This window comes from Sporomusa sp. (assembly GCF_035561255.1).
GTDB lineage: Bacteria > Bacillota > Negativicutes > Sporomusales > Sporomusaceae > Sporomusa.
In genome coordinates this window covers 1-11,574 of the sequence record NZ_DATMXX010000376.1, presented here as the reverse complement: position 1 = coordinate 11,574, position 11,574 = coordinate 1, and the positions used below count along the sequence as shown (strand labels likewise).

The 11,574-nt window shown below is 47.1% G+C and carries 10 protein-coding genes; 9 read left to right on the top strand and 1 reads right to left on the bottom strand.

Going from position 1 to position 11,574, the window contains the following annotated elements; translation table 11 throughout:
• Positions 1-121 precede the first annotated feature (121 nt).
• From VN379_RS21555 to VN379_RS21515, 9 genes are all read left to right on the top strand, one after another.
• The gene (locus tag VN379_RS21555) at positions 122-1,723 is read left to right on the top strand and encodes a sugar ABC transporter ATP-binding protein (protein WP_325537705.1); all 1,602 of its coding nucleotides are present in this window, start codon (positions 122-124) and stop codon (positions 1,721-1,723) included.
• A 1-nt stretch (position 1,724) separates the two neighbouring features.
• Positions 1,725-2,765, top strand: coding sequence for an ABC transporter permease subunit (locus tag VN379_RS21550; protein ID WP_325537703.1), 1,041 nt, complete (start codon positions 1,725-1,727; stop codon positions 2,763-2,765).
• Position 2,766: 1 nt separating this feature from the next.
• Positions 2,767-3,879 (top strand): ABC transporter permease subunit, encoded by a 1,113-nt coding sequence (locus VN379_RS21545; RefSeq protein ID WP_325537701.1) that lies wholly within the window; start codon positions 2,767-2,769, stop codon positions 3,877-3,879.
• A gap of 22 nt (positions 3,880-3,901) precedes the next feature.
• Complete coding sequence (locus VN379_RS21540) at positions 3,902-4,978, top strand: Xaa-Pro peptidase family protein (protein ID WP_325537699.1); 1,077 nt, start codon at positions 3,902-3,904, stop codon at positions 4,976-4,978.
• Between the two features lie 188 nt (positions 4,979-5,166).
• On the top strand, positions 5,167-5,727 hold the full coding sequence (locus VN379_RS21535; protein ID WP_325537697.1) for an XRE family transcriptional regulator: 561 nt from the start codon (positions 5,167-5,169) through the stop codon (positions 5,725-5,727).
• A gap of 61 nt (positions 5,728-5,788) precedes the next feature.
• Positions 5,789-6,985 carry an amidohydrolase family protein gene (locus VN379_RS21530; protein WP_325537695.1) on the top strand — a complete coding sequence of 399 codons (1,197 nt, stop codon included), beginning with the start codon at positions 5,789-5,791 and terminating at the stop codon, positions 6,983-6,985.
• A gap of 249 nt (positions 6,986-7,234) precedes the next feature.
• A complete protein-coding gene (locus VN379_RS21525) occupies positions 7,235-8,137 on the top strand; it encodes a glycyl-radical enzyme activating protein (protein ID WP_325537693.1) in 903 nt (300 codons plus the stop codon).
• A gap of 6 nt (positions 8,138-8,143) precedes the next feature.
• Complete coding sequence (gene hypD, locus VN379_RS21520; RefSeq protein ID WP_325537691.1) at positions 8,144-10,522, top strand: trans-4-hydroxy-L-proline dehydratase; 2,379 nt, start codon at positions 8,144-8,146, stop codon at positions 10,520-10,522.
• A gap of 236 nt (positions 10,523-10,758) precedes the next feature.
• Positions 10,759-10,881: a hypothetical protein gene (locus tag VN379_RS21515; RefSeq protein ID WP_325537689.1), complete on the top strand. Its 123-nt coding sequence runs from the start codon at positions 10,759-10,761 to the stop codon at positions 10,879-10,881.
• Positions 10,882-10,973: 92 nt separating this feature from the next.
• On the opposite strand, the gene VN379_RS21510 is transcribed toward VN379_RS21515, so the two are convergent.
• Positions 10,974-11,321 (bottom strand): DUF4870 domain-containing protein, encoded by a 348-nt coding sequence (locus VN379_RS21510; protein ID WP_325537687.1) that lies wholly within the window; start codon positions 11,319-11,321, stop codon positions 10,974-10,976.
• Positions 11,322-11,574 lie beyond the last annotated feature (253 nt).

Sequence of the window (11,574 nt, the reverse complement as noted above, 5' to 3'; positions counted from 1 at the left end):
CGGCAGTATTGCCCGCTGAGGCTTAGTTGAAAACCGGATGTTTCCTGAAAGAAGGCTGGTAAAAATAAATCAGCCTGCGTTGTTTATGATGTCTGAAAATGTATCCACAGGGGGAAGACAAATGGCTGAAGATTATTTACTTGAGATGAAAAATATTGTCAAAGACTATTTTGGCAACAAGGTGCTAAAAGGGGTAACACTGCAAGTAAAACCGGGAGAAATTCATGCATTAGTCGGCGAAAACGGGGCAGGAAAATCGACAATGATGAATATTCTCTTCGGTATGCCTGTTATCTATAGCACTGGCGGAATTAAAGGTGAGATTATGTTTGACGGTAAACCTGTGGCGATAGAATCCCCCAAAACAGCAATGGATCTGGGCATTGGCATGGTGCATCAGGAATTTATGCTGCTGCCCGGCTTTACGATTACGGAAAATATTAAATTAAACCGGGAAACCACCAGGCACAATCTTGTCAGTAAAATAGCAGGCACCAGTCTCAAATCCCTGGATCTGCCGGCAATGCGAAAAGATGCGCAAAAGGCACTTAAAACGCTGGGAATGAATGTGGATGACTGGTTGCCGGTCGCGGGGCTGCCGGTCGGGTATATGCAGTTTGTTGAGATCGCCAGGGAAATAGACAAACAAAATATCCGCCTGCTGGTGTTTGACGAACCGACAGCTGTGCTTACGGAAAGTGAAGCAGATAAGCTGCTTGATGCAATGAGAATACTGGCCGCCCAGGGGATAGCTATTCTATTTATTACCCATCGCCTGGATGAAGTCCTGGCGGTTGCTGATTCCATTACTGTTTTGCGGGATGGAAAAAATGTTGGCTTTATGACCCAGGGGGAAGCAAACCTGGAAAAGATAGCGGAAATGATGATTGGGAAAAATGTTGAGAGGATCGTGCAAACAGCCAAAGCCGTACAATCGCAGGAAGTAGCGCTTTCTATCAGAAATATGAGTGTGAGCATGCCGGGAGAAATGGTGAGAAGTATTAATCTGGATGTTAATCGGGGAGAAATTCTGGGTTTGGCCGGCTTGGCCGGGCAGGGGAAGATTGGGGTGGCCAACGGTGTGATGGGGCTCTATCCTGCCACCGGGGAAGTGTATAAGGAGAAAAGCCTGCTGGAACTTAATAACCCTAAAAAAGCCATTCAAAGCAAGCTTGCTTTTGTTTCTGAAGACAGAAGAGGTGTGGGTCTGCTGCTGGACACCTCGATTGAGCTGAATATTATGATGACAAGTATGCAGATACACGGGGAATTTCTAAAGCCTTTTCTGGGGATTAAGGCGATACAGATGGCTAATTATAAAAAAATCCGGGAACATGCATTAAAGATGATTAAAGACCTTGATATCCGCTGTACCGGGCCAACTCAAATCACCAGACGGCTTAGCGGCGGCAATCAGCAGAAAGTCTGTGTGGCAAGAGCTTTGACATTGGAACCGGATATCTTATTTGTTTCCGAGCCGACAAGAGGCATTGACATTGGTGCAAAAAAATTACTGCTGGATTTGCTTGTCAAGTTAAATCAGGATTGGGGTATGACCATTGTCGTTACCTCCAGTGAACTCAGCGAACTAAGGTCAATTTGCGACCGGGTTGCCATTGTCTACGGTGGGGAAATCGAAGCAATATTGAGTCCAACGGCACCAGACGTTGAATTTGGCTTAGCCATGGCCGGCAAATACAGTGACCGGGAGGAGGCTGTATAATATGGAATTGTGGCACAAGCTGACCGGTAAGTACGGGTATCCCAAGGTTTGCATTACAATCTTTCTGGTATTTTTAATTATCCTGGCGGTGTTTCAAAAGCAGGACATTCCGGCGATGGCTGGAGATTCCCTGGTGAGAATCGCTATGAATGCTATCCTGGTCCTGGCCATGGTGCCTAGTATTGTAGCTGGTGCGGGTATAAACTTCGGCTTGTCTTTAGGCATCATTACCGGGTTGCTGGCCGGCTGTATCAGCATTGAAATGGATATGCGCGGGCTGTCGGCGTTTATGTGGGCGGTGGCCATATCGATTCCCCTGTCGGCAGCCATGGGCTATTGGTATGGCTGGATTCTAAACAAGGTAAAAGGCGATGAGATGACCGTAGGTACCTATATGGGTTTTGCGATCGTATCACTGATGTCGATTGGCTGGCTGCTCATGCCGTTTAAAAGCCCGGAGATGATCTGGGCAATTGGTGGCAGCGGCCTGAGGACCACCATATCCCTTAGCGGTAGATATGCTAAAGTATTGGACGACTTGCTGGCAATTCCATTTTTTGGCTCGCAGATTCCAACTGGTGCGATACTGTTTGTTGCTATTTTCTGTTTAATCATATGGTTGTTTATGAGATCGAAAACCGGTATTGCGATGATGGCAGCAGGCGATAATCCGAAATTTGCCATCGCCACCGGGATTGATGTTGACCGGCAGCGGATGATTGGCACCGTAATGTCGACAGTCCTGGGTGGGATTGGTATGCTTGTTTACTCCCAGAGTTTTGGTTTTTTGCAGCTCTACCAGGCGCCGCTCATGATGCCGTTTGCGGCGACTGCCGCGATCTTAATCGGGGGTGCGACAGATAAAAAAGCAACGATTGCCCATGTGGTGGCCGGTACAATCTTGTTTCAGACACTATTAACCATATCCTTGCCGGTTATTAATTCGGCAGTCAATGTCGGGAATTTGTCTGAGGTCATTCGTATTATTGTCAGCAACGGGGTTATCCTCTACGCTTTGACAAAAGTGGGAGGTAATCACTAGTATGAATACGGGATTGGTAACCCAGGCGAAGCAAGTGTTTTCCATTGACTGGCTGAAAAACTTTCTCAGAGCCAATACAGTGCCGCTGATTTTCCTGGCGCTGTGTATTGCTACCACAATTGCGTCAGAATTACCATTAAAATTTGTAATCAACGAACTGGTGGTCCGCCTGTCCAGAAACCTGTTTCTGGTCATTGCCCTGATTATTCCTGTACTTGCGGGTATGGGGCTTAACTTTGCGCTGGTGATCGGGGCTATGGCCGGTCAGATTGGTCTGATTGCGGTCAAAATCTGGGATATTGGCGGACTGGCCGGATTTACCGCCTCTGTCCTGGTAGCCACACCCTTTGCAGTTTTATTTGGGTATCTCACCGGTATTACCTTAAATAAGACAAAAGGCCGCGAGATGATCACAAGCATGATCTTGGGATTTTTCGCCAACGGACTATGGCAATTGGTGTTTCTGCTGTTTATCGGTACACTTATTCCTATTTATAATCCGGAAATAGTTCTGAAAAGCGGTGTGGGCTTAAAGAATGCAATAGATCTTAAGTTTATCCAGTACTCTTTGGATAAACTGCTTTATTTTAAAATCGGCGGTATCACCATTCCGGTCGTGACCTTTCTCACAGTCATTGCCCTGGCGTGGTTTACCCGGTTTATTGTTACCACAAAAATCGGGCAGGACTTCAGAGCCTTGGGCCAGGATCTGCATATTGCGCAGGTAGCCGGGATTCCCACTGATAAAATCCGCCTGATTGCGATCACAATATCGACGATCCTGGCAGCCTGGGGTCAGATCATATTTTTGCAGAACATCGGCACCTTAAATACCTATAACAGTCACGAACAAGTGGGGATGTTTGCGATTGCCGCGCTTTTAATTGGCGGCGCCACTGTGGCCAAAGCGACAATTAGCGATGCTGTCATCGGCACGTTGCTTTTCCATACATTGTTTATTGTATCGCCGCAGGCTGGTAACAATTTATTTGGCGATGCGCAAATCGGCGAGTTTTTCCGGGTTTTTATCGCCTATGGCATTATCGGCGTATCCTTGCTGCTCCATGCCTGGCATAAATACATGGAGAATAAAAGAAAAAGTATGCTGGAATAGCTGAGATAGGGGGGAACATGTAATGAAGCAGGAACGGGTTAATAAGGTGCTGGAAAAAATGGCTGCTGCCGGCATTCCCCAATTGGTGATTACTGATCCTGCAGCTGTCTTTTATCTTACAGGTACCTGGATTCATCCGGGCGAAAGGCTGTTGGCATTGTATCTTACCTGTGGGGGGAATCACAAATTATTGATTAATGAGCTCTTTCCGGTAGAGGCTGAGCTGGGCGTTGATAAAGTCTGGTTTAATGATACCCAGGATGCTGTTGCGATATTGTCCGGCTGTATCGATGCCGGGGCCCCGGTTGGCGTGGATAAGAACTGGCCGGCACACTTTTTATTAAGGCTGATGGAGCAGGCCGCCGGCAGCCGGTTTGTAAACGGTTCGGTCATTGTAGATCAGATCAGGATGTGTAAGGATCAACAGGAGCAGGGGCTGATGCGGCAGGCCTCGCAGATTAATGATCAGGCAATGGCGCAGCTGCTGCAGCTTATTCCTGGGGGCTACTCGGAGCAGCAGCTTGCTCAGCGTTTGGTTACTATTTATGACGAGCTGGGCGCCGGTGGCTGCTCATTTGCCCCGATCATTGCCTATGGCGCCAATGCGACTGACCCTCATCATGAACCGGATGGATCTATCCTGCAGGCCGGGGAAAGTGTCATCATTGATATTGGCTGTAAAAAGAGCGACTATTGTGCGGATATGACCCGGACAGTATTTTATAAATATGTGCCGGCTAGGGCAGGAAAAATATATGATGTAGTGCTTGAGGCCAATAAACGGGCTATTGATGCAATCAAACCCGGGGTCAGATTCTGTGATATTGATGCTGCCGCCAGAACCCCTATCGAAGCTGCCGGGTATGGCAAATATTTTACCCACCGGACAGGGCACTCCATTGGCCTTGAGGTCCATGAACCCGGTGATGTTTCTGCAGCAAACGTCAACCGGGCGCAACCAGGCATGACCTTCTCCATTGAACCGGGAATTTATTTGCCGGGTGTGGCTGGGGTGAGGGTTGAAGATTTGGTTTTGGTAACAGAAGCGGGCTGTGAGGTATTAAACAAATTGGACAAGAAGCTTACAGTTGTAGGCTAGACAGAGATAAATTTGCTCTATGTATTTAGCAGGCCTATTAGCTGACATGCTGATAGGCTTTTTTACCACAATGACTGCATACATTCATAATAATGAAAAAAATTCATCGAAATGAATATGTGGCTTTTTTTAACAACATATATTATTATATAAGTTATATTTATTATGTTGAGACATGAGGGATTTTTGTGAACAAAGATATTGGTAGTAAGATTAAAGAGCTTAGAACCAGGAAAAAGATGACCCTGAAGGATCTAAGCGAAAAAACCGGTTTGTCAACCGGTTTTCTGTCACAACTGGAACGGGGACTCACATCAATTGCGACCGATTCGCTGGAGAAGATTGCCGAAGCGGTAGAAGTTGATTTATCCTATTTTTTTGGCGGTTATACAAAAAACCGTAGCTCTATTATTCGCAGTTATGAAAAAGAAGTGTTTCAAATTATAAACGGCCGCTTTATCCATTACCATTTAACAAATAATACTGGGGAAAATTCAATATTGCCGAGATTAATTGAACTTTTGCCAATCAACTGTGATGAAGATATCTCTCCCTATGCCCATGAGGGGGAAGAGTTTGTCTATGTGCTGGAAGGGACCTTGACGCTTTTTCTCAACAATGAGCAATTTGAGCTGTTTCCCGGTGACTCGGCCCACTATAGTTCAGCTATGGTCCATAATTGGGCCAACTACACCAATAAATTAGTACGACTCATTGTTGCAAGTGCTCCCAATCCGTTTAAGGAATAGGTGATAGTGCCCGGGTGCTGCTGGCGTGGGATTCATCACTTTATTATAGGAGGGTCCGAATATGATTATTCTGGCGCAGAATGTGGTTACCGGCGATGGCACGACCTTGATTAAAGATGGGGCTGTAGCCATAACTAACGGGAAAATCCGGGATGTGGGACCAGCCAGGGAGGTAACAGCCCGTCACCCCGGCGGTCAAGTGGTTGATTACGGGGAAGCGACAATTCTGCCGGGTTTGTTCGACATGCACGTCCATCTGGGGTATTATTACAGCCAGCCTGATGCTGACCGCTATGATGATTTTCTTATCGCCTGTTATGCGGTTAAGCAGGCTGAAACCGCACTTACTCTGGGGATAACCACCATCAGGGATTTAAGCTCGCCCAGCCATCTGTGCCAACAACTGCGCCTGGCGGGCGAGAAGGGCTATGTTATTGTACCGCGTATCATTCATACCGACGCCGGCATTTGCATGACCGGCGGCCATGGCTATACTGAAGCAAGTGAAGAGGTGGACGGGGTTGACAATATCCGTTCAGCCATCCGACGGCAGCGCCGGGACGGGGCTGACTGGATCAAGCTGTTGACCAGCCATCGTTCCAGCATCCCCGAATATACCCAGGCAGAACTGGACGCGGCAGTGGATGAATGCCATCGCCGGCACATAAAAACTGCGGTTCACGCCGGCACCCAGCCGTCGATTGAGATGTGCATCAAGACCGGCTTTGATACAATTGAGCATGGCACGTTTATGACGGTGGAGCAGGCCCAGCGTATGGCCCGGAATGGTCAGGCCTGGACGCCTACAATAACTGCCTATACATATCTGTATGAATATTGCCAAAAGCTCAAAGAAGAAGGCGGCGACCTTTCTAATCCGGTGGCCGCGGCGGCCGCTCGCGACTTTGCCTATTTTGAGCCGGCCGCCCGGGCTTACCGCGATAATTTTCAGAAGCTTTACGAGACTGGTGTTACTGTGCTGGCCGGGAGTGATATGGTACTGTACGGTGCACCGCCGCTGCCCATTAACCGGGAGTTAGGATATATGGTCGAATATGGCATTACGCCGCTGGCGGCAATCCGGACCGCGACTGTTAACCCGGCCAGTGTCCTGGGGCTGGCAGAGGTCACCGGGCAGCTGGCCGCAGGCCTGGAAGCAGACATTTTTGTGGTTGCAGGCAATGCTGCCGCCGACATCACCGCTCTTAACCAGGTTCAATGCGTTTATCTTGGCGGCAAGGTGGTTTATCGTTCGTAAGGGTGAAAGCGGGTAAACTGAATGGCAATTCATCACTTAGTCCCGGAATCAGGACATTGTCACAAATAATTTATCTCAATTTTGGGACGGTATCAATAAATGTTCCATATAGATACCAACGGTAGCAGTATTGCCGGTGTTTTGGCGGCAGCGAACTTTTGGCATAGTTATTGCAATATAAATGGTTTGCCAGGCAATTGAGTCAGTGGCGTGATATGCTTGGAATAGTGTGTATTAGAGGGTGATCTTTTGCCGACAGGAACAATATTTAATATTCAGAAATATTCAATTCATGATGGTCCGGGTATACGAACCACCGTATTTTTGAAGGGCTGCCCCTTAGCCTGCTGGTGGTGCCATAATCCGGAAAGCCTGGCGTTGACAACAGAAGTAGTTTTTTTCAAAAACAAATGTATCGGCTGCGGTGACTGTGTGCAAAGCTGCCCCAATAAAGCCCTGACAGTTACTGAGCTGGGCTTAATAAAAGCTGGGGAGAAATGCAGTGTATGTGAAGCCTGCACGGACATCTGCCCTACTGGCGCTATGGAACAGGTTGGCAGGCCGATGACTGTGGCCGAGGTCATGAAAGAGATAGAGAAAGACCGGGTTTTTTATGACGAATCCGGCGGCGGGGTTACATTTTCCGGCGGCGAAGCCTTAATGCAGCCGGACTTTCTGGACAGTCTGCTTACAGCCTGTAAAGCCAGCGGCCTGCATACGGCGTTAGACACCTCCGGTTATGCTGCCTGGCCGTCAATTGCCAGGATAAAAGACAAGGTAGATTTATTTCTCTATGATCTTAAGCATATGGATGACGGCAAGCACAAAATGTATACAGGCGTCTCCAATCAGCTTATATTGGAGAATCTGACAAAACTTGCCGCCAGTCACAGTAAAATCTGGATTCGGGTACCTGTTATACCTGGCATCAATGACGATGGGGAGAATATAAAAGCAATGGGTGCATTTTTATCAGCTTTGCACCTAAGCGAGGTTTTTCTATTGCCTTATCACAATATTGCTGCAGATAAATACAGGAGACTGGGGAAAACCTACCGGCTTGACGGCTTGCAGTCACTTTCAAACAAACAAATGGATGAGTTTTCACAAGTGCTGGCGCCATTTGGTATAAAGGCAAAAATAGGAGGGTGAGAAGAAATGGCCATAGACAAGAACATCAATAGCAGGGTGCAAAAATTGCGGGACCAGAGTGTTACTTTAGTGCCGCGGTTATCCATCGAAAGAGCCAGACTGGTAACTGCAGCTTATAAACAATATGCAGGCAAGGTTTCTATTCCGGTCCTGCGGGCATTAACCTTTCAATATCTCATGGAACACAAGACCATTTCCATCAATGAGGGTGAGCTTATTGTCGGCGAACGGGGCACTGGTCCGCAGGAGGCCTCGACTTACCCTGAGTTATGCTGCCATACCGTCGAAGATTTTGATATTATGGATAAGCGGGATAAAATATTCTTTAGGGTTGACCAGGAGACCAAACGCATTCAGGCCGAAGAAATTATTCCCTTCTGGCAGGGAAAAGCGGTTCGCGACTTAATGTTTGCGCAAATGACCCCAGCCTGGAAAGATTGCTATGAGGCCGGAATCTATACGGAATTCATGGAACAGCGGGCACCAGGCCATACGGTTGCCGGGGGAAAAATCTATCAGCAGGGCTTTCTCGATTTTAAAAAAGATATTGAAGCCCAGCTGGCGGCTTTGGATTATCAACAGGATGCCGCAGCTTACGATAAGCAAGAAGAGTTAAGAGCGATGGCAATTTGTTGTGATGCGATTATTACTTTTGCCCGCAGGCATGCTGATAAGGCCAGCGAGCTGGCCGATAAAGAACAGAATCCCGCCAGGAAGAAAGAACTGGCGGAGATTGCCGAGATTTGCCGTCATGTACCGGCCCAGGCGCCGAGAACATTCAGAGAAGCGCTGCAGACCTACTGGTTTGTCCACCTCAGCGTAATTACAGAATTAAATACCTGGGATTCTTTCTGTCCAGGCAAACTTGACATCCACCTGAATCCATTTTATGAACGGGAAATTCAGGCTGGGACCCTGACGCGCGAGGCAGCCAAAGAATTATTGCAATGCTTCTGGGTCAAGTTTAACAACCAGCCGGCGCCCCCCAAGGTCGGGATTACACTCCAGGAAAGTGCTACTTATACGGACTTTTGTAATATTAATATCGGCGGGATTAAACCGGACGGCAGCAACGGCGTCAATGAAGTATCCTATTTGCTGCTGGATATTGTTGAGGAAATGGAACTGCTGCAGCCTAGCACCAATGTGCAAATCAGCCGGAAAAACCCGGATCAGTTTGTACTCAGAGCGGCTGAGGTCATCCGGGCCGGTATGGGATTCCCCTCGGTTTTCAATACTGACGCGGTACTGGAAGAACTGCTCCGTCAGGGAAAGAGTCTTGAAGACGCCCGCGGCGGCGGCACCAGCGGCTGTGTTGAGGTTGGCTGCTTTGGCAAAGAGGCTTACATTTTGACCGGATACTTAAATCTTGTTAAAATCCTGGAGATTACCCTCCATAATGGCATCGATCCACTAACAGGCAAACAACTGGGGCTTAAAACAGGGGATCCGGCTCAATTCACCTCTCTGGATGAAATTTTGGCGGCATTTAAACAACAGGTCGGCCATTTTGTTGATATAAAAATCAAAGGCAACAACATCATCGAAATGCTTTATGCTAAATACATGCCGGCCCCCTTTATGTCCATTGTTATTGATGACTGCATTGCCAAAGGCCAGGATTATAATGCCGGTGGGGCCAGATATAACTCCCGCTATATCCAGGGTGTTGGTATCGGCAGTATTACCGATTGCCTGGCAGCCCTTGAATATCATGTGTTTGATCATAAAAAATTCTCAATGAATGAACTGCTGGATATTGTGAAGGCTGACTTTGCCGGGCAGGAAAAGGTACGTCAGCTGCTGCTGAACAAAACCCCGAAATATGGCAATGACGATGATTATGCAGATGATATTATGCTCAAGGTATTTGAGATTTTCCATGAGGCTGTAAACGGCAGAAAAACACCGACAGGCGGAACTTACCGGATCGAGATGCTGCCGACTACCTGCCACGTATATTTCGGTGCCGTGATCGGCGCGACCCCGGATGGGCGCAAAGCGGGCCGGCCTCTTTCCGAGGGGATCTCCCCTGTACAGGGCGCAGATAAAAACGGCCCTACGGCAGTCATTAAATCAGCAGCCAAAATGGATCAGCTCAGAACCGGCGGTGCCTTGCTGAATCAAAAGTTTACACCCCAGGTCGTGCAGGGCGAGGATGGGCTGAGAAAACTAAAAGATCTGATCCGGGCATACTTTAAACTGGATGGGCACCATATTCAGTTCAATATCGTTGATGCCGGAACACTAAAAGCAGCGCAAAAGAGTCCTGAGCAATATAACAACCTGATTGTCCGGGTAGCCGGTTACAGCGATTACTTCAATAATCTTACAAAAGACCTGCAGGATGAAATTATTGAAAGAACAGAACATAAAGATTTTTAGCAGCATTTTGTAACCACGAGGCCAGGTTATATCGTAAAAAAGAGTGAGAGCAGACCAAACTAATGTGGTCTGCTCTTATAATTTCCAATAAATGCTGCATCGTTATACCCGAGATTTGCCGGATTACGGCAAACATATAAAAATGTAATTTCAAAATTATGGAAGGTTTTTTCTTGTTCATGCAGAATAATACACTCTTATAATGGTTTGGCAAAATGAAAGGAGTGTGTTCATTTATGTTAAAACAGGTTTACCAAAAGAAGAAAGCAGAAAAGCAAGGGACGATTATAACAGATAAAATACGGGGAAATCAAGGCTTGAGGAAACTGGCTAAAGCAAGGAAGTTGTCCCTTGGTTAAGCGCCGTCCTCCAGATAAAACCGGGAAATTTTGAAAAATAGAAATCGCTATTGGCCAATGACTGACAAATAGCGATCTTTTTGTTATAGTGCCTATAGTTTAGTGACAAGTCGTTGGATTAACGGATACTCGTAAAACTGGCCGTCGGCCGCTTTTACGGCAGCGATGATGGACGTTATCAGCAGAAGCAGCCACAGCAGTCCTATTACCGGTACCAGCAGCAGGCCAACCAATACCATGCATAGCAGGCTGGTAATTACTGAAACTACTAAAATGGCAAGGTGAGCTACTAAGGCTTGTTTGGCGTGGTGGTAGACAAAGGGGTCTTCTTTGCGGAGCATAAAAATGACCAGGGGAGCAATAATGAAGCCGAGTCCTCCCAGTAAATATGCCAGGTGGGCAAGTATAGCCAGCAGTTTTTGTTCTCCGGTAATATTCATCAATGTCTCCTCCTCCGCTTAGGTTCTTTCCTGGTTTAATGATGTGGTCTAAGCGTATATCCTATTATAGCAGATGAGCAAACTATGTGTGTAGTCTATTCAGCGAAGAAGTTCTGTAAGAAGGCTCTCAGCGCGCAACTGAAGGGTTTTGGTAATAGTATAACTGAAGTGTAACATTACTGAGATGCGATAAAATTTAAAAAAGTAGCTTGACAAAGAGGTTTATTAGAGTACAATTAGTATTAATATGTGT

Coding starts and splice junctions, on each gene's coding strand:
- VN379_RS21515 (WP_325537689.1), top strand. CDS start 10,759: ATGTTAAAACAGGTTTACCAAAAGAAGAAAGCAGAAAAGCAAGGGACG.
- VN379_RS21550 (WP_325537703.1), top strand. CDS start 1,725: ATGGAATTGTGGCACAAGCTGACCGGTAAGTACGGGTATCCCAAGGTT.
- VN379_RS21545 (WP_325537701.1), top strand. CDS start 2,767: ATGAATACGGGATTGGTAACCCAGGCGAAGCAAGTGTTTTCCATTGAC.
- VN379_RS21510 (WP_325537687.1), bottom strand. CDS start 11,321: ATGAATATTACCGGAGAACAAAAACTGCTGGCTATACTTGCCCACCTG.
- VN379_RS21530 (WP_325537695.1), top strand. CDS start 5,789: ATGATTATTCTGGCGCAGAATGTGGTTACCGGCGATGGCACGACCTTG.
- VN379_RS21555 (WP_325537705.1), top strand. CDS start 122: ATGGCTGAAGATTATTTACTTGAGATGAAAAATATTGTCAAAGACTAT.
- VN379_RS21540 (WP_325537699.1), top strand. CDS start 3,902: ATGAAGCAGGAACGGGTTAATAAGGTGCTGGAAAAAATGGCTGCTGCC.
- hypD (WP_325537691.1), top strand. CDS start 8,144: ATGGCCATAGACAAGAACATCAATAGCAGGGTGCAAAAATTGCGGGAC.